Source organism: Dyella jejuensis (assembly GCF_044904675.1).
In the GTDB taxonomy this organism is placed as follows: Bacteria; Pseudomonadota; Gammaproteobacteria; order Xanthomonadales; family Rhodanobacteraceae; genus Dyella_B; species Dyella_B jejuensis.
On the sequence record NZ_JADIKJ010000009.1, the window covers coordinates 154543 to 171933 of the forward strand.

Consider the following 17391-nt stretch of genomic DNA (forward strand, 5'->3'; position numbering starts at 1 on the left):
TGCCCCTGCTTCCCATTCCCGGGGTCATCACTTGAACACTTCCTTGTTCTTCGCATAGCCGATCGCCTGCTGCCGCGCGATCACGCCGCGCTTGACCAGGTCGAGCAGGTTCTGGTCCAGCGTCTGCATGCCGTATTGCTGGCCGGTCTGGATCGAGGAATACATCTGCGCCACCTTGTCCTCGCGGATCAGGTTGCGGATGGCCGGAATGCCGACCATGATCTCGTGCGCCGCCATGCGGCCGCCGCCGACTTTCTTCAGCAGCGTCTGCGAGATCACCGCGCGCAGCGATTCGGACAGCATCGAGCGCACCATCGGCTTTTCGCCGGCGGGAAACACGTCGATGATGCGGTCGATGGTCTTGGCGGCCGAGCTGGTATGCAGGGTGCCGAACACCAGGTGTCCGGTTTCCGCGGCGGTAAGCGCCAGGCGGATGGTCTCCAGGTCGCGCAACTCGCCGACCAGGATGAAGTCCGGATCCTCGCGCAGCGCCGAACGCAGCGCCTCGTTGAAGCCGTGCGTATCGCGATGCACTTCGCGCTGGTTGACCAGGCACTTCTGCGAGGTATGCACGAATTCGATCGGGTCCTCGATGGTGAGGATGTGGCCGTATTCGTTCTTGTTGATGTGGTCGACCATCGCCGCCAGCGTGGTCGACTTGCCCGAACCGGTCGGACCGGTCACCAGGATCAGGCCCTGCGGCTGCTCGATCAGTTCACGGAAGATCTTCGGGCAGCCGAGATCGTCCAGGGTCAATACTTCGGAAGGAATGGTACGGAAAACCGCGCCCGCGCCGCGGTTCTGGTTGAAGGCATTGACGCGGAAGCGCGCCAGGCCGGGAATCTCGAACGAGAAATCGCACTCGTAGAATTCCTCGTAATCGCGGCGCTGCTTGTCCGACATGATGTCGTAGATCAGCGAGTGCACCTGCTTGTGTTCCAGCGCCGGAATATTGATGCGGCGCACGTCGCCATCCACGCGGATCATCGGCGGCAGGCCGGCCGACAGATGCAGGTCGGACGCCTTGTTCTTCACCGAGAAGGCCAGCAGTTCGGCGATGTCCATCGGATGTATCCCCTCAACCGATCGTCGGTATGAAAATGCGTGCCGCAAACAGGACGACGGGCGGTCACCTCGGATGGCTGCGCCGGCAGCGGGCGCATGCCCGCCTTGCCTTTCCCCCGGTCCCCTTTTGCTGCTCGACCGATACTACTCGGGGCAGCGGGCGGACAGCCAGTGTTTCTTGGTGCAGCAGGCCCGTGGCGATCATCAAATGCGAGCGTGCACACATAACCGCGACCGTGCGGGCGCCGGCCGCGTTGCCGTTTGCTTTTCCGCCTGCGGGGCGCCCGATTGGGGCAGGCTGCAGGCGGAGCGCTTGATACGGATCACCGCGAGCCTGCCCCCTCGCCTCAATCCTGCCCAAGAGGGAGAGCCATACTCATGGCCGCTCCGGTAAGGTATGTCACCTGGAACAACGCCGGACCAAGGCACCATGACCCGAATAGCATTCATCGGTGGCGGCAATATGGCACGCAGCCTGATTGGCGGCCTGCTCAAGACCGGCGCTGCCGCCGCCAACCTGCGCGTCGCCGAGCCCCAGGCGCAAGCGCGTGAATCGCTGGGCCGCGATTTTGGCGTGGCGACCTTTGTCGATAACCAACTGGCGGTAGCGGATGCCGAGGTGCTGGTGCTGGCGGTGAAGCCGCAGATCATGCCGGCCATCCATGCGCAGTTGCGCGATACCTTGCAGCGCAATCGACCGCTATTGATTTCCATCGCCGCCGGCGTGCGCATCGACCAGCTGGAACGCTGGTTCGGCAGCCTGCTGCCGATCGTGCGCTGCATGCCCAATACGCCCGCCCTGATCGGTGCCGGCGCGACCGGACTGTGCGCCAACCTGCGCGTGACGCCGCAGCAACGCGAGCAGGCGCAGCACATCTTGGACGCGGTCGGCATCACCCGCTGGATCGATGACGAGGCGCTGATGGATACGGTTACCGCGCTGTCCGGTTCCGGGCCAGCCTACTTCTTCGCCATCGTCGAAGCGCTCGAGGATGCCGCGGTCGCGCAGGGCATGCCGCGCGAAACGGCGCGCATCCTGGCCACGCAAACCTGCCTTGGCGCCGGACGCATGCTGGTGGAGAGCAACGAGGCACCCTCTGTGCTGCGCCAGCGCGTCACCTCGCCGAACGGCACCACCCAAGCCGCGCTGGAAAGTTTCAGCGCCGATCAGCTGCCGCGCATCGTGGCCCGTGCCGTGGCCGCCGCCACGCGCCGTGGCGAAGAGCTGGCGGCCGCCCTGGACAAGTCATGAAGGAATGCATCCATGCCCTATGTGTTTAATGCCCTGTCCCTGCTGATCCAGGTTGTCTTCAGCGCGATCGCCACTTTGTTCCTGTTCCGCTTGCTGGCCGAAGCCAACCGCGCCGATTTCCACAATCCACTCAGCCAGTTCATCTATCGCTATACCAATCCGGTGCTGGCGCCGGTTCGCCGTTTGCTGCCGAACTGGCGGCGCATCAATCTGGCCGCCTTGCTGATGGTGTGGCTGGCGTTGCTGATCGAGCGCGTGCTGATCGACCTGCTGGCCGGCGCGATGCCATTCCTGCCTGGCTTGCTGATCGAGTCGCTGGCCGACCTGCTCGATTTCGTGCTGCTGTTCTATATCGTGGTGATCTTCATCTGGTCACTGCTCAGCATGCTTTCGGCCGATCCGCACCAGCCCCTGGTACGGCTTGCCGGCACGATCGTGCAGCCGGTGCTGCGTCCGCTGCGTGGAAAACTTGTTGCGGGCAATATCGATTTTTCGCCGACCGTGGTGGTGATCGTGCTGCTGCTGGCGCGGATTCTGCTCGTCGCACCGATCTTCGATATCGGTGCACGACTTGCGCAAGGTGGATGAGGACATATGGATCGGCGCTGTGCCCGCCTGGGTACCGGCGATATCAAGGCAACACTGGTCAAGTATCGCCTTCCAATGGCACTCATTTAAGCTCGTTTCCGTCTAGGCGCATGGCTATGCATGGCGTTGGGTGCACCATTGCCTGCGGCGCTTTCGGACGCCGTGGGCAATGGCCCAACCCACGACATGCACACCCAGGCATCCAAACAGAAATGGATTTAAGTGAGCGCACCTACTTCAATGCGGCCTTCAATGCGGCCGCACCGCCCATGCGGCGATCACCGCATGGATCGCATCCAGGCCATCGAACAGTGCCGCCGGGCCCGGCTGCAGGATGATCGGCGACTTGATCTCGTGCACCTGCCCATTGCGCACGGCGGGAATTGCATCCCACCCTGGCCGCGCGGCCACACGTTCGGGACGAAAGCGCTTGCCGCACCATGAGCCGAAGATGATGTCCGGCGCACGCCGGACCACCTCTCCGCCATCCGCCAGGATGCGATGTTTTGCCAGCGACTCGCGCGCCAGCTCGGGAAACGCATCATTGCCGCCCGCGATGCCGATCAGCTCGGCCACCCAGCGAATGCCGGTGATGATCGGCTCGTCCCACTCCTCGAAATAAACCTTGGGCCGGCGCGGCAAACGCGCCGCCGCCGCACGCACGTCGGCCAGATGCGCTTCGGCCCGGCGCGCATAGGCTTCGGCCTTTTCATATGCTCCCACCATCGCGCCAAGGCGGCGTATGTAAGCGAGGATGCCGTCCACGCTGCGATGGTTGCTGATCCATACCTCGATGCCCGCGTGGATCAGCTCGCGCGCGATATCGGCCTGGATGTCGGAAAAGCCGATCACCAGGTCCGGCTGCAACGCCAGGATCTCGCCGACCTTGGCGCTGGTGAAGGCCGATACCTTCGGCTTTTCCTTGCGCGCGCGCGGCGGGCGCACGGTGAAGCCGGAGATGCCTACGATGCGAGCTTCTTCGCCCAATGCATAGAGCACCTCGGTAGGCTCTTCGGTAAGGCAGACGATGCGCCGGGGGAAAGAATCGTGGACGGGCATGGGACTCCAGGGCTAGTTCGGCAAGGTAGCGGGCGGCCAAGAATCGACGACACGAGCTTGCGCCATCGCGTTCTTTCCCGCGGGTCGGTCAATGGCCGAGCACGGTGACCACTACCTTGCGCTGGTGCGGGTCCATCCGATGCTCCCACAGATAGATACCTTGCCACATTCCGAGCTGCGGCTTGCCGCCATGCACGGGAATCGTGAGGCTGACGCCGGTGAGGATGGCACGCACATGCGACGGCATATCGTCCGGACCCTCGGCATCGTGCTGGAAGATCGGATCGCCATCGGGTACCGCGCGGGCGAACCAGCGCTCCAGGTCGCCACGCACGCTCGGATCGGCGTTTTCGCTGATCAGCAGCGAACAGCTGGTGTGCGCGGTGAAGACATTGACGATACCGGTCTGCACGCCGCTGGCCGCAACCAGCCCGGCCACCTTGTCGCTGATCTCGCTGAAACCGCGCCCGCGTGTATGCACGGTGAAACCGTGCTGTGCGACATGCTCTGCGGGCGTGGCTCGGCTCATGGCAAGGCCTATGGATAAAGTAAACGGCTGGTCCAGGTCTGGCCGTGGCGATCCCAGCGCACGCGCTCGTGCAAGCGGAAGTTGGCCCCGTACCAGAATTCGATCATGTCCGGCTCGATTACATAGCCGCCCCAGTGCGGCGGGCGCGGTACTTCGCGTCCGGCAAACTGCTGCTCGTAGTGCGCCACGCGCTGGTCGAACATATCGCGCAGCGGCAACGTCTGCGATTGCAGCGATGCCCACGCACCGATCTGGCTGCCACGCGAGCGACTGGCAAAGTACACGTCGGATTCTTCCGGTGGCAACTTGCGCGCCGTGCCCTCTACCCGCACCTGCACGCCTTCACGCAATCTTTTCCAATGGAAGCAGAGGGCCACCTGGGCATGCGCTTCGAGCTGCACGCCCTTGTCGCTGTCGTAATTGGTGAAGAAACGGAAGCCGCGCAGCTCGGCGCCCTTGAGCAAAACGATGCGCGAGCTGACACGGCCCGCGGCATCGACGCTGGAAAGGTTCATGGCGGTCGGCTCGGGATCGCCGCTGGCCACAGCCTGGTCCAGCAAGGTGTTGAAAGTGTCTAGGATCTCGGGTTTCAGCATAGGTACTTGAATACTAGCCAGCGCACGTCATGATGGCGCGATGAGAGAGGGTGCATTGGCACACGCAAAGCAGGCCGCGCCGACTTGCCCTGGCCACCAGGCGGCAAGTCGTGGCGCCGATTGCCGCACGGCCGCCACGCGGAGGCTGTCGCAGGGCGGCCGGCCGGACCTGGCGGGCTTGCCTCCGCGGACGAAACATCACTCGATCGTGTATCGACGTACACTCCCTCGCTCGTGCTCGCCATGCGGGCTGACAACCCTCGGCTCGGCCTTCTTCGCATATGCCAATGCTTCCTGATGCTAGCACGCAGAATCAGGCGCTCGCCGGGCACCTGCTGGACCATTACGCCGGCCGCATCGCGCGGACTCACCGGCCTTACGTGCTCGGGCTGTCAGGATTGCAGGGTAGCGGCAAGAGCACCCTGGCGCGGGTGATCAAGGCCCAGGCCGAACACCGTGGCTGGCCCACCGATGTGCTATCGCTTGACGACTTCTATTATTCGCGCAGCGAGCGGGACGTACTGGCACACCAGGTCCATCCCCTGTTACGCACGCGCGGCGTGCCGGGCACGCACGAGATCGAACTGCTGCTCTCCGTGTTGGCTGCGCTGCCGCATGCATCGGACAAATTGCCCGTGACATGGCCGCGCTTCGACAAGGGCCGCGATACGCGCATGCCACCGTCGCGATGGCCGCGCATAGTGCGGCCGCCGCGGCTGGTCGTCATGGAAGGCTGGGCCCTGGGCCTGCGCCCGCAGCTGGACAGCGCGCTGGAACAGCCGGTCAACGAACTGGAACGCACCGAAGACCAGGATGGCCGCTGGCGGCATTGGGTCAACAAGCAACTGCGCGCCTACCAGCCGCTGTGGCGCAAACTCGATGCGCTGGTGGTGCTGCAGGCGCCGAACTGGGACGTGGTCCGCCATTGGCGTGGCGAAACGGAAAAAGAGCTGCTTGCGCGCAAGGCTCCGTTGGCGATGGATGCCGCAGCGATGAAACATTTCCTGGCCCTGTTCGAGCGCCTCAGCCGGCACGCGCTCGCCACCCTGCCTGTGCTGGCCGATACCTGCGTAGAATACGACGCCGGCCGGCACGTCATGGGTCTCAACCACAATTGAAGCTTGCATAAGCTGCATGCTGTACATGTCCCCGCGCCGGTTACAACGCCTGGCAGCATGCCTGGTCGACAGCTGACGACAACAGCCATGGGCACGCGAACGAAATCGGTCCACATAACCCGAAACGCGCCTCAAGCATGAACCCAGGCCCGCCGGGACAAGCTTTGCGAGCATACGGCCCGATGTTTTAGGAATATTCCTATTGGTGGGCTTGTCGTCCAAAACCATAATCCATTGCCTGTGACGACAACCTTCAAAAAGCATCGAAGGCCGCACCCGGCGGTAGCCGATTCCCGCAAGATCGAAGGGCCTCCGCAGCATCGTCGAACATGGCAGGACCTCTCCTAACGCCGATGCAGATCGGCAATGTCACGGAAAGACTCTCAACCCAATCGCGCAGGACGGCGTCGGTGAAATCTACCAACGAAAATCTAGACTCTCAGCACAAAGCCACGCATGGCCTTTCGATGAGTGTTGTCATCGCGGATGATCATCCATTGCTGCTCGCCGGACTGGCGCACGAATTGCGACAGCATCCCGGCGTCAAGGTGGTCGGCTCGGCAAGCAACTCCACCGAACTGGTGGAACTGCTGCTGCGGTATCCGGTCGACGTGGTGATTACCGATTATTCCATGCCGGGCGGCAGCCGCGGCGATGGCATCACCCTGTTCGGATTCCTCAGGCGCCGCTTTCCAAACGTGGGGCTTATCGCCCTGACCATGATGAACAACACCGGCGTCATCCGTTCGCTGATGACGCAGGGCATTAACTGCATCCTGAGCAAGGCCGATTCCCTCGATTACCTGACGGCCGCGCTTTATTGCGCGGTCGCGGGCAAGCGCTATCTATCGCCCACCATCGAAGCTATCGTCACCGCGCACGGCATCGATGGCCGCAACCAAGGCCTGCGTGCCCGCGATCTCACCGTGCGGGAACTGGAAGTGGTGCGGCTCTTCGTCTCCGGGCTTACGGTCAGCGAGATTGCCGAGCGCATGCATCGCAGCAAGCAGACCGTCAGCACGCAGAAAATGAGCGCCATGCGCAAGCTCGGTCTTGCACGCGATGCCGACTTGATCAAATACGGCATCGACGAACATCTCACTTCCCACGTGATCGAGCCGGGCATCGCGCATGGGCAATCCTTCGGCGACCCGGATCGTTGAACCTGCTGCCAATCGCGCCGCTTGACGCCACGGGCACGCCTGGGTTCCGCGCTGCCCTGGCGAGCGAAACATGCAACATGTCCGCAGCACACCTTTCAATTGCTGCTTGAGCGCAGCAGATCCAGATAGCCGGCACGCGAATCCGGCCAGCGCAAGCGGAAACCGCTGGCACGCAAACGTGCATTGCTGAGTCGCTTGCTGCCTATCGATGCCGGTGCCTGCCCTTCGGCAACTTGCGGTGCCCCGCTTGCCTCGGCGAGATAGTCGTACAGCACATCGATAGGCAGGGGCGTATCGTCCGCGCCAAGGTACAACGCCTGCGGCTGTGCGAGATCGAGCAGGTGCACGATCGCGGCGGCCGCATCGTCGACGTGGATGCGGTTGGTCCAATGCACTGCTTTGCGTGGCACCACCGCCGTGCCTGCGCGCAAGCGTTCGATCAACTGCAGGCGTCCCGGGCCGTAAAGGCCGGCCAGACGCAGTACCACGGAACGGAACGGCTGGCCCGCCAGCCATTGCTCCGCCTCAAGCAGGATCCTGCCATTGAAATCCCGCGGCGCCGGGAGAGTCGCTTCATCCACCCATTCGCTGGCGTGATCGCCGTACACCGCGCTGGAGGAAACGAACAGCACACGTTGCAGATATCTGCTGTCGAGAGCGCCAACGAGATGACGAAGGCCATCGACGAAGACCGTTCGATAGGCTTCCTGCGCCCGCGCATCGGGTGCCGGCAGGTAAACCAGCTGAGTGATACCTGCCGGAAGCGCGCCAAGGGTTTCCGGACGACCCAGATCGGCTTTCAGCCAGCACAGCGAGCCATCGTCCTGCCTGGGCGGATGACGGCGCAATGCATAGACCTTCTCGCCGCGTGCCAGCAGCAACCGGGCCACCCGATAACCCAGGTCGCCGCAGCCGGCGATCAATACCCGTTCGGACATCTATCCACCCGCTTGCTAAAATCCACGCATGAATCCCTCGTGCAACCTGTTCCTGGTCGGTCCGACCGGCGCCGGCAAGACCTCGATCGGCCGCCAGCTTGCCGCGCGCTACGCCATGCCGTTTCTCGATCTCGACCAGGAAATCGAACGCCTTACCGGCGTTTCCGTCGGCACTATCTTCGACATCGAGGGCGAGAACGGCTTCCGTCGCCGGGAACACGCAATACTGGACGAGTGTAGCCGCCGCCATGGCGTGCTGCTCGCCAGTGGCGCGGGCGTCGTGCTCGACCCGGCCAATCGCCGCCATCTGGCCGAGCGTGGTTATGTGGTGTGGCTGCAGGCCACGGTGCCGTTGCAACTGCAGCGCCTTGCCCACGACACCACCCGCCCGCTGCTCGCCGATGCCGATCGCCATCGCAAGCTCGAAGCGATGGCGATCGCGCGTACCGCACTGTACGAGGGCATCGCCGACCTGATTATTCCACCGGGCGGCGAACACGAAGGCGTTGTCGCGGCAAGCGAGCGCTGCATCGCCCTGATCGATCAACATTGGAACCGGCAAGCAGCATGACCAGCAACGTTGCACGCGAAACCATCGATGTCACGCTGGGCGAGCGCAGCTATCCGGTATGGATCGGCCGCGGCTTGCTCGACGACCGCGCCCGCTGGCGTGCCGCTTTGCGCGGGCGGCATGCGCTGGTGATCAGCAACCGCACCGTCGCGCCGCTTTACCTGGAGCGCGTTGCGCAGGGGCTTGGCGACTTGCAGTGGTCATCCTTCCTGCTCGAGGACGGCGAAACACATAAGACTTTCGCCCATGTCGGCAACGCGCTCGAGGCGCTGGCGATGCTTGGTGCCACGCGCGATGCCTGCGTGATCGCGCTCGGCGGCGGCGTGGTCGGCGATCTGGCCGGCTTCACCGCGGCATGCTGGATGCGCGGCATCGATTTCATACAGATGCCTACCACGCTGCTGGCGATGGTCGATTCTTCGGTCGGCGGTAAAACCGGTGTCAATCTTCCTGCCGGCAAGAACCTGGTAGGTGCCTTCCATCAGCCGCGCGCCGTGGTCGCCGATATCGGTACCCTGGACAGCTTGCCCGAGCGCGAATATCGCGCCGGCCTGGCAGAAGTCATCAAAGGGGCTGCGATCGGCGACGCGGTGTTCTTCGAATGGCTGGAACGGCAGGCGCAGGCCCTGGCGCGGCGCGACGAAAGCACCCTTATCCAGGCCATTGCCGCCAAGGTGCGCTACAAGGCTGGCGTGGTTGCTCGTGATGAGACCGAACAAGGCGAGCGCGCATTGCTCAACCTCGGCCATACCTTCGGCCATGCGCTGGAAACCGCCGGCCGCTACACCACCCTGTTGCATGGCGAGGGCGTCGCCGTGGGGATGCTGTTGGCGGCGCGGCTGTCCGAGCGATTGGGCATGAGCGCGCAGGCCGACACGCTGCGCCTGCAAGGATTGCTCAAGGCGGCAGGCTTGCCCACCGGCGTTCCGCCCGGCTTCGAAGCCGAGCGGTTGCTGGCGCTGATGCGGCTGGACAAGAAGAACACGGCCGGCGCGCTACGCCTGATCCTGTGGCGGGGCATTGGGCGTGCAGAGATCGTTTCCGGCGTTGACGAAGCAGACGTGCTGGCAGTCCTGCGCGAAGCCATCGCATCGGATTAACGTTGCGTGGCCGCCATGCGGCAGCGTGCGGCTTGCCCTGACAACCAGCCAGGCCTGCACCGCACGCTGCCGCATGATCGCCACGCAACGCTGACGCGGGCTACGCGAAGGGCGCGAACAGGCCCTAGAATGGCGCACCTGCGGTGTCGTAGCCGTACCGTCATACATGGACGCCATGCGCCTCTATTTGCAAACCATGCCTGCCTCGGCCGAAGCGCCGCGCTATGTACAGATCGTGCTGGAGCAGGATCTGCTTGGCGGCTGGACGCTATACCGTGAATCCGGCACCCAGGGCGGGCGCTCCACGCTCAAGCGCGATCAATACCTGGAACGCGATGAGGCCATCGCCGCCTTCGAGAAAATGCGCGATGCCCAACTCAAGCGCGGCTTCCGCGTAATGTTTGCCCAGGGGCTGGACGGCCCCTATGGACGCCGATAAATGCACACTGCCTTGAAGAACGATCGCTTGCTGCGTGCCCTGCGCCGCGAGCCCGTCGATACCACTCCCGTATGGGTCATGCGCCAGGCCGGCCGCTACCTGCCCGAATACCGTGCCACCCGCGCCAAGGCCGGCAGTTTCATGGCGCTGGCGCAAAGTCCCGAACTGGCCTGCGAAGTGACGTTGCAGCCGCTGCGGCGCTTCGAACTGGATGCGGCGATCCTGTTCTCCGACATCCTGACCATTCCCGACGCGATGGGCCTGGGCCTTTCGTTCGCACAAGGCGAAGGACCGCAATTCGCCCGTCCGGTACGCACTCGCGCCGAGGTCGACAAACTCGGCGTACCGGACATGGAAACCGAGTTGCGCTATGTGATGGATGCGGTGCGGGTGATCCGCCGGGAACTCGACGGCAGCGTGCCGCTGATCGGCTTCTCCGGCAGCCCGTGGACGCTGGCCTGCTACATGGTGGAAGGCCACGGTTCACGTGATTTCGCCAGCGCCAAGGCGATGTGCTGGAACGATCCGTCCCTCGCGCACACGCTGCTCGACACGCTGGCACAATCCGTGGCCGCATATCTGGCTGCGCAAGCAGCAGCCGGTGCGCAGGTGCTGATGGTGTTCGACACCTGGGGCGGCCTGCTGGGTCCGGCCGCGTTCCGCGAATTCTCGCTGCGTTATATGGCTCAGGTCGTCGACGCGCTGGCGGCGGACCCGCACGCGCGCGAACTGCCGGTGATCCTGTTCTCGAAAGGCGCGCAGGCGCATCTTTCCGCCATGGCCGATACGGGCTGCGCCGCATTGGGCGTGGACTGGACCATCGAACTCGCCGATGCGCGCCGCGCCGTCAATGGCAAGGTGGCGCTGCAAGGCAATCTCGACCCGGCCGTGCTGCGCGCCAGTCCGGATACCATCCGCCGCGAAGTGCGCAACGTGCTCGACAGCTATGGCAACCATCCGGGCCATGTCTTCAATCTCGGCCATGGCATCACGCCGGAAGTCGACCCCGAGCACGTCAAGGTGCTGGTGGATGAAGTGCACGCTTATGGCCGCCAGTTGCGCGATCCCTAACGCAGCTGCTCCATTCCCTCTCTGGAGAGAGAGGGAATGGAGCGCAGGACATTAGTGCAAGGACACCGTCAACGTCGAAGGCGTCTCCGCCGAAGCGCTGAACGTCAAGCTGCTGTTGAACGGCGTTACGCCGGCATAACGCAGATCGTCCGTGGCAATCACCAGCGCGAGTTGATCGCCCGGGTCGATCTCCCAGTTGGTCGCTTCCAGGTTCATGTCGATGGTTTGCGGCACGCCAACCGCCGCGTTAGCCAGCGTATAGGGCTTCCAGGTGATCAGCTGACCGATACCCGATGCGTTGACGCTGTAGAGGTACGCCACCAGGGTGAATTGATTGCTTGCAGGCGTCACCGTCACCTGCAGCGACGGCATGCCCAGCAGGTTTTCGGTTTGCGTCGCCACCGGCCCCACCCATACCCCTGCATTCCAGCGGTTGACCAGCGAGAGGGCCACAGGGGGAGGCAGATCCAGATAACCGGTCAGCGCACCGCTGAGCAAGACCACGCCCGTGGTAGCGGCGGTCAGATAGCCACCGGTAACGTTGTATTGCCAGTTGCCGCCGGAACCGCTCGACAGGCTGCCCGTGCATTGGTACAGCAGGCCGCACGAAGCCGGCTTGGTCAGGTTATATGTCACCGCGCCCTGTTGCACCGCGTTCCAGTTCGCGAAGTCGCTCCATACACCGGTCTGCGATTTCAGCTGCACTGGCGGCTGGGCATCGATGCCGTTGTTGATGCCCTTGAGGTAATGATCGAACCACGAATTGACGGCACTGTAGACCTCGTTGGGAAGTCCTGCCGCGCCCAGCAATTCGGCAGTGGTGTGATCGCCATGCGAGAACATCAACCTTTTCGGCACGGTAAGCTGGTTATAGAAATTGATCAGCTGACTTGGCACGAACAGGCTGTCTTCGAAATCATTGGCGACGAAAACGGCCGGGCCGTTGGCGTTGATCTTTGCGATGTTGGTGATGGGCGAACGTCCTGGCGTGTAAGGATCGGCCAACACCGCGCTCACCGCTGCCTGGTAATTGTCCGCAAGCACATCCTGGTTCACCTGCGATATGAGTGTTCCGGGCTTGCCCATGTAACTGGAAAAAGACAACAGCGCGATGCCTTGCTGGCTCGGCGTCTGGTTGGCGTCGAGCGATGCGGCCAAGTCCGCCCAGGTGCTCATGGAAGCCACCGCCTTGATCCGCGGATCGTTCTCGGCCGCCAGCAGGCTGGTTCCCGCGCCATAGGAAATACCGGACACGCCGATCGCCTGGGGATTGGAAGGCGTGTGATTCAACGCCCAGGTAATGACCGTGCTGACATCGCCCACCGTCAGCGGCGCTGCGATATCGATGTAGCCGCACTCGGGATTCAACGCGCAACCGGTACCAAAGCCGCGCGAGCTGTAGCTGATCACGACGTATCCGTTACTCGCCAACAGATTGGCTTCGCCCACGTATTCCGTATATGAAAAGCCCCAGCTGGAAGGCATCACCACCAAGGGAAATGGTCCGTTTCCCTGCCCTGCAGGCACCGAAACATACGCATTGAGTTGATAGCCATCCGGTGTTGGAATCGATGTCACCGTGCCGGGAAGACTCTGGGCCGCCACCGGTGCGGTTGCCGCCATCGCCGCTACCAGAACGCTCAACAAGGTCGCTATAGCTCGCATAACACCCTCCGCTGATGTTTTGAGACAGATGTGATCCCCCGCACATGCGCACACGTATGCATGGCGACGCGCACATGTGCGCTCACCCAGGTGATGCTTGCGTGAACAGTCGTGACTTGGCGCATCAGGATTTGATGGAAGTCAAAGCAGGACTTGAAAATTAAGCGTCGCAACCGTGTTATGCGCCATGCGGGCGCATGACACGGCAACGTACCTGTCCCTGTTTTTTTATTACTTATCGCGCGCGTAAGCGATGATGACTCGCGCATCCGCCGTCATGCGGAGCGTGGCACGTATGCCAACGATCAGGCGCGCATATCTTCCAGTTCGATGCCGCGCGTCTCGCGCACCGCACGCATGACAAACAGCAGCGACACCAACGCGAACAGCGCATACAAGCCATACGCGAACGCCAATCCGATCTGTGCCAGCCACGGAAAAGTGCTGGTTATGGCGAAATTGGCGATCCACTGCGCTGCCGCGGCCACCGCCAAGGCAATCGCACGGATGCTGTTGGGAAACATCTCGCCCAGCAGTACCCATACCATCGGTCCCCAGCTCAAACCGAAGCACACCACATAGGCGTTGGCCGCAACCAGCGCGGTGACTCCCCATGGCGCCGGCAAACTCAGCGCCGCGCCGCTGCCGGTGGCTTGCGAGAAACACCACGCCATCAAGCCCAGCGTAAGCGTCATGCCGGCCGAACCAATCAACAGCAATGGCTTGCGTCCGATCTTGTCCACCAGTGCGATGGCCACCAATGTCACCAATACATTCACCACCGACGTTGCCACGGTGAGCGAAAACGAATCGGCCTCGCTGAAACCCACCGAGTGCCACAGCGTGGAGGAGTAATAGAAAATCACGTTGATGCCGACGAACTGCTGGAACACCGACAACAGGATGCCAGTCCATACGATCGGCAACAGGCCGGCGCGCGGGCCGCGCAGGTCGCGCAAGCTGGGCCGGTATTCCGCGCGCAAGCTGTGCGCGATGTCGCTGACCTTGGCTTCGAGCGCGCTGTCGCTATGCAAGTCCAGCACTTTCGCCAATACCGTGCGTGCCTCCGGCAGGCGGCCACGCGCCACCAGGTACCGCGGCGATTCGGGCACACCCAGTACCAGCACGCCGTAAATCAGCGCCGGCAATGCAGCAAGCAGGAACATCCAGCGCCACGCTTCCAGGCCAAGCCACAGCAGGTGCGATGCGCCGCCGGCCGTGCTCGCCAGCCACGCATCGCTGAGCAGGGCCACGAAGATGCCGAGCACAATCGCCAGCTGCTGCATCGAGCCCAGGCGTCCGCGCACGTGCGCCGGCGACACCTCGGCGATATAGGCCGGCGCAATCACCGATGCCATGCCCACGCCGATGCCGCCGACAACGCGCCAGAGAACCAGATCCCACACACCGTGCACCAGCCCCGAGCCGATCGCGCTCAGCACCAGGAACAACGCGGCGACCTGCATGGTGCGCACGCGGCCCAGGCGATCGGCCAGCGGACCGGCGTACCACGCGCCCAATGCCGAACCGAGCAAGGCGCACGACACCGCGAAACCGATCTGGCCCGCGCCGAGGCCAAAGCCATGGCGCACCGCGTCCACGGCGCCGTTGATGACCGCCGTATCGAAGCCGAACAGGAATCCGCCGATGGCGGCGGCGGCGGCAATCAGCACGACTCTCGCCGTGGTGCGCGCCTCTTCCCCTTGCGACGCGCTTGCCTGCGTACTGGTATCTAGGTTCATTGGGATCATGCTCCCCGCATGATGGTGTCGAATGGTGGCCGATTCTGCGTGCAGGCACGAAAGCTGTCCGCCTGAATACGTATGCATCCCTGACCTGGGCATCGTAGACGGGAATGCCGGATCATCCAAACCGCCCAGGCTTGGCCTAAGACTGCACGGCCCCGCATGACTGATGTTCATCGAAGAAGCGTCGCACCTGCGCGAGCTCCCGCGTGCGTGGCATCGGCGGCAGGCTGGCCAGGAACAATTTGCCATATCCCTTGCTGGTGAGGCGCGGATCGCAAAGCACCAGCACGCCACGATCGTGCACGTCGCGGATCAGCCGGCCCGCGCCTTGCTTGAGCGCGATCACCGCCGAAGGTACCTGCCAACCCATGAAAGGATTCACGCCCATCTGCTCCAGCGCTTCCAGGCGCGCCTGCAATACCGGATCGTCCGGCGCGGCGAACGGCAGCTTGTCGATCACCACTACCGACAATGCTTCGCCGGCCACATCCACGCCCTCCCAGAAGCTGGCCGCGCCGAGCAGCACGCCATGGCCGCTGGCGCGAAATTCCTCCAGCAACTGATGCCGCGGTGCACTGCCCTGCACGAACAGCGGCCATGGCACCCGGTCGGCCAATAATTCGGCGGCGCGACGCAAGGCACGATGCGAGGTGAACAAAAGAAATGCGCGGCCATCGGAAGCTTCCAGCACCGGCATCGCCGCATCGATCACGCGGTCGGTGTAATCGCGCGCGGCCGGATCGGGCAACTTTTCCGGGATGTAGCACAGCGCCTGGCGCGCATAGTCGAACGGGCTCTCCAGGCTCAATGCCTGCGGATCATCGAGGCCAAGCTGGCGGGCGAAGTGATCGAAATGCCCGGCTACCGACAGGGTAGCCGAGGTGTGGATCCACGCCGCATGCGTGCGCTCGCGCATCGCGCGCAACGGCGCGGCCAGGTCCAGCGGCGTCGCATGCAGCGCAAAACCGCGTGGAAACAGTTCATACCAGCGCACATCCTGCTCGGAATGTTCTTCCGTGATGCGGTCCAGGCGTTCGCTCAGGCCGGCGGCGCGATCATGCACGTTCATGAAACCGCGCGAACGCTCCGCTTGCGAGGCAAGCACGTCGGTCAACGCAGCCAGCAATTCACCCAGGTCACGCAGCGCCGGCGGCACGCCATCGCCCTTGAGCAGATCGTGGAACGCACCTCGCGCGGGCAGCGATTCCAACCTCAGGCGAAGCTTGCGCACGGCTTCCTGCAAGGCTTCGATCGGTTCCAGCAGCAGGCCGATCGCGCCGGTGACACCTGCGCATTCGGCCAATGCATCCTGCGCCAGCTCGGTAAGCTGGCGCGCGCTGATGCTCTGCGAAAAAAATTGGCCGGCCAGCTCCGGGATCTGGTGTGCCTCGTCGAGAATAAACGCCTGCGCACCAGGCAGGATTTCGCCGAAACCCTCCTGCTTCAACGCAAGGTCGGCAAACAGCAAGTGATGATTGACCACCACCAGATCCGCCTCCTGCGCCTCGCGACGGGCGGCGATCACATGGCAGTCGTCGTAGAAGGGACACTCCACGCCAAGGCAATTTTCCGGCGTGGAGGTTACGCGCAGCCACAGCGGCGAATCTTCCGGCACCTCGGCCAGTTCCATGCGATCGCCGCGCCGCGTGCGTGCGGACCACGCGCGGATCGCCGCCAGCTGCGTCGCCTGGTTGCGGTCGAAACCGGACCCCTCGCGCACGGTCTGGTCGAGGCGATACAGGCACAGGTAATTGGCGCGTCCCTTGAGCAAGGCCACCTTCACGCGCGCGCCGAGCACCGAACGCACCTTGGGTACGTCCCGGAAGAACAGCTGGTCCTGCAGCGCCTTGGTGCCGGTGGAAACGATCACCCGTTCACCCGACAACATGGCGGGCACCAGGTAGGCATAGGTTTTTCCGGTGCCGGTGCCGGCCTCGGCAATCAGTGTCTCGCATTCGGCCATGGCGTGCTGGACGGCCCGCGCCATCGCCTGCTGTGCGGCACGCGGCGCGAAATTCGGCAGTTCGCGGGCAAACGGGCCATCGGCACCGAGCAGCGCGCCGATATCATCGGATTCGGTCATAGTCGCAGTATCGCGCAGGGCCGTCATGTGCGATACCGATTCACGCGCAACCAGCGAAAGCGCGTCATCCCATTCACATCAGTACGATCACGGAGAAACGCCATGCCATCGAACTGCAGATGCTGGCCTGGAGCATCGTGCCTGGCCTGGTGCAGATCGTCCTCGCCACGAGCGGCTTCGTCGGCCAGCGCGGCCTGGGCCGGGCCGCCAGTGCACGCGATGCAAACCCCAGCCCTCTTCCAAGAGGGGAAAGAGAGTGGAGAGTGGTGCTCTTCTTCCTCTCCCCTTCGCGGTACGCGGGGAGAGCACACGGAGGTGCTCGGGTTTGAGGAGCGAGGAGAGGATCGAGGTGAGGGGACAATCTGGCCTCGCTGCATATCGGAGCGATGTTTTGAATGACTCTTCG

At 63.5% G+C, this 17391-nt stretch carries 16 protein-coding genes; 8 read left to right on the plus strand and 8 right to left on the minus strand.

Annotated features, from left to right (window positions below; translation table 11 throughout):
• Positions 1–27 precede the first annotated feature (27 nt).
• Positions 28–1065, minus strand: coding sequence for a type IV pilus twitching motility protein PilT (locus ISP15_RS09540; protein WP_404547032.1), 1038 nt, complete (start codon positions 1063–1065; stop codon positions 28–30).
• 430 nt (positions 1066–1495) lie between these two features.
• On the opposite strand from ISP15_RS09540, the gene proC reads away from it, so the two are divergent.
• Both proC and ISP15_RS09550 read left to right on the plus strand, forming a co-directional pair.
• Positions 1496–2317 (plus strand): pyrroline-5-carboxylate reductase, encoded by an 822-nt coding sequence (proC, locus tag ISP15_RS09545; RefSeq protein WP_404547033.1) that lies wholly within the window; start codon positions 1496–1498, stop codon positions 2315–2317.
• A gap of 12 nt (positions 2318–2329) precedes the next feature.
• Entirely contained in the window at positions 2330–2905 is a 576-nt protein-coding gene (locus ISP15_RS09550; RefSeq protein WP_404547034.1) for a YggT family protein, read from the plus strand.
• A gap of 249 nt (positions 2906–3154) precedes the next feature.
• Here the strand turns inward: ISP15_RS09550 and ISP15_RS09555 are convergent, their stop codons facing one another.
• The 3 genes from ISP15_RS09555 to pdxH form a co-directional block, all read right to left on the minus strand.
• Positions 3155–3964 (minus strand): ABC transporter substrate-binding protein, encoded by an 810-nt coding sequence (locus ISP15_RS09555; protein ID WP_404547035.1) that lies wholly within the window; start codon positions 3962–3964, stop codon positions 3155–3157.
• 88 nt (positions 3965–4052) lie between these two features.
• Positions 4053–4493: a secondary thiamine-phosphate synthase enzyme YjbQ gene (locus ISP15_RS09560; protein ID WP_404547036.1), complete on the minus strand. Its 441-nt coding sequence runs from the start codon at positions 4491–4493 to the stop codon at positions 4053–4055.
• A gap of 8 nt (positions 4494–4501) precedes the next feature.
• Positions 4502–5089 (minus strand): pyridoxamine 5'-phosphate oxidase, encoded by a 588-nt coding sequence (gene pdxH, locus ISP15_RS09565; protein ID WP_404547037.1) that lies wholly within the window; start codon positions 5087–5089, stop codon positions 4502–4504.
• A 287-nt stretch (positions 5090–5376) separates the two neighbouring features.
• On the opposite strand from pdxH, the gene ISP15_RS09570 reads away from it, so the two are divergent.
• Both ISP15_RS09570 and ISP15_RS09575 read left to right on the plus strand, forming a co-directional pair.
• Positions 5377–6207 (plus strand): kinase, encoded by an 831-nt coding sequence (locus tag ISP15_RS09570; RefSeq protein WP_404547038.1) that lies wholly within the window; start codon positions 5377–5379, stop codon positions 6205–6207.
• Between the two features lie 467 nt (positions 6208–6674).
• Entirely contained in the window at positions 6675–7370 is a 696-nt protein-coding gene (locus ISP15_RS09575) for a response regulator (RefSeq protein WP_404547039.1), read from the plus strand.
• Between the two features lie 95 nt (positions 7371–7465).
• Here the strand turns inward: ISP15_RS09575 and ISP15_RS09580 are convergent, their stop codons facing one another.
• Complete coding sequence (locus ISP15_RS09580) at positions 7466–8308, minus strand: SDR family oxidoreductase (protein WP_404547040.1); 843 nt, start codon at positions 8306–8308, stop codon at positions 7466–7468.
• A 28-nt stretch (positions 8309–8336) separates the two neighbouring features.
• Here ISP15_RS09580 and ISP15_RS09585 point away from each other — a divergent pair, with 28 nt between their 5' ends.
• The 4 genes from ISP15_RS09585 to hemE all read left to right on the plus strand — a co-directional run bounded on the left by ISP15_RS09585 (position 8337) and on the right by hemE (position 11489).
• Entirely contained in the window at positions 8337–8879 is a 543-nt protein-coding gene (locus ISP15_RS09585; protein WP_404547041.1) for a shikimate kinase, read from the plus strand.
• Positions 8876–9979, plus strand: a complete 1104-nt coding sequence (gene aroB, locus ISP15_RS09590; RefSeq protein ID WP_404547042.1) for a 3-dehydroquinate synthase — start codon at positions 8876–8878, stop codon at positions 9977–9979. The genes ISP15_RS09585 and aroB overlap by 4 nt, the downstream gene beginning before the upstream one ends.
• A gap of 175 nt (positions 9980–10154) precedes the next feature.
• Entirely contained in the window at positions 10155–10418 is a 264-nt protein-coding gene (locus ISP15_RS09595) for a hypothetical protein (RefSeq protein WP_404547043.1), read from the plus strand.
• The gene (hemE, locus tag ISP15_RS09600) at positions 10419–11489 is read left to right on the plus strand and encodes a uroporphyrinogen decarboxylase (RefSeq protein ID WP_404547044.1); all 1071 of its coding nucleotides are present in this window, start codon (positions 10419–10421) and stop codon (positions 11487–11489) included.
• A 51-nt stretch (positions 11490–11540) separates the two neighbouring features.
• On the opposite strand, the gene ISP15_RS09605 is transcribed toward hemE, so the two are convergent.
• The 3 genes from ISP15_RS09605 to ISP15_RS09615 all read right to left on the minus strand — a co-directional run bounded on the left by ISP15_RS09605 (position 11541) and on the right by ISP15_RS09615 (position 16985).
• Positions 11541–13154: a S15 peptidase family protein gene (locus ISP15_RS09605; protein WP_404547045.1), complete on the minus strand. Its 1614-nt coding sequence runs from the start codon at positions 13152–13154 to the stop codon at positions 11541–11543.
• A 305-nt stretch (positions 13155–13459) separates the two neighbouring features.
• Positions 13460–14896, minus strand: a complete 1437-nt coding sequence (locus tag ISP15_RS09610) for a sugar porter family MFS transporter (RefSeq protein ID WP_404547046.1) — start codon at positions 14894–14896, stop codon at positions 13460–13462.
• A 145-nt stretch (positions 14897–15041) separates the two neighbouring features.
• Complete coding sequence (locus ISP15_RS09615) at positions 15042–16985, minus strand: ATP-dependent DNA helicase (protein WP_404547047.1); 1944 nt, start codon at positions 16983–16985, stop codon at positions 15042–15044.
• Between the last annotated feature and the right edge of the window lie 406 nt (positions 16986–17391).

Bases quoted from the DNA above. Each gene is read 5' to 3' on its own strand.
- ISP15_RS09570 (WP_404547038.1), top strand. From the start codon at position 5,377: ATGCTTCCTGATGCTAGCACGCAGAATCAGGCGCTCGCCGGGCACCTG.
- ISP15_RS09550 (WP_404547034.1), top strand. From the start codon at position 2,330: ATGCCCTATGTGTTTAATGCCCTGTCCCTGCTGATCCAGGTTGTCTTC.
- ISP15_RS09555 (WP_404547035.1), bottom strand. From the start codon at position 3,964: ATGCCCGTCCACGATTCTTTCCCCCGGCGCATCGTCTGCCTTACCGAA.
- ISP15_RS09615 (WP_404547047.1), bottom strand. From the start codon at position 16,985: ATGACCGAATCCGATGATATCGGCGCGCTGCTCGGTGCCGATGGCCCG.
- proC (WP_404547033.1), top strand. From the start codon at position 1,496: ATGACCCGAATAGCATTCATCGGTGGCGGCAATATGGCACGCAGCCTG.
- ISP15_RS09605 (WP_404547045.1), bottom strand. From the start codon at position 13,154: ATGCGAGCTATAGCGACCTTGTTGAGCGTTCTGGTAGCGGCGATGGCG.
- ISP15_RS09595 (WP_404547043.1), top strand. From the start codon at position 10,155: ATGCGCCTCTATTTGCAAACCATGCCTGCCTCGGCCGAAGCGCCGCGC.
- ISP15_RS09610 (WP_404547046.1), bottom strand. From the start codon at position 14,896: ATGAACCTAGATACCAGTACGCAGGCAAGCGCGTCGCAAGGGGAAGAG.
- ISP15_RS09540 (WP_404547032.1), bottom strand. From the start codon at position 1,065: ATGGACATCGCCGAACTGCTGGCCTTCTCGGTGAAGAACAAGGCGTCC.
- aroB (WP_404547042.1), top strand. From the start codon at position 8,876: ATGACCAGCAACGTTGCACGCGAAACCATCGATGTCACGCTGGGCGAG.
- ISP15_RS09580 (WP_404547040.1), bottom strand. From the start codon at position 8,308: ATGTCCGAACGGGTATTGATCGCCGGCTGCGGCGACCTGGGTTATCGG.
- hemE (WP_404547044.1), top strand. From the start codon at position 10,419: ATGCACACTGCCTTGAAGAACGATCGCTTGCTGCGTGCCCTGCGCCGC.
- pdxH (WP_404547037.1), bottom strand. From the start codon at position 5,089: ATGCTGAAACCCGAGATCCTAGACACTTTCAACACCTTGCTGGACCAG.
- ISP15_RS09575 (WP_404547039.1), top strand. From the start codon at position 6,675: ATGAGTGTTGTCATCGCGGATGATCATCCATTGCTGCTCGCCGGACTG.
- ISP15_RS09585 (WP_404547041.1), top strand. From the start codon at position 8,337: ATGAATCCCTCGTGCAACCTGTTCCTGGTCGGTCCGACCGGCGCCGGC.
- ISP15_RS09560 (WP_404547036.1), bottom strand. From the start codon at position 4,493: ATGAGCCGAGCCACGCCCGCAGAGCATGTCGCACAGCACGGTTTCACC.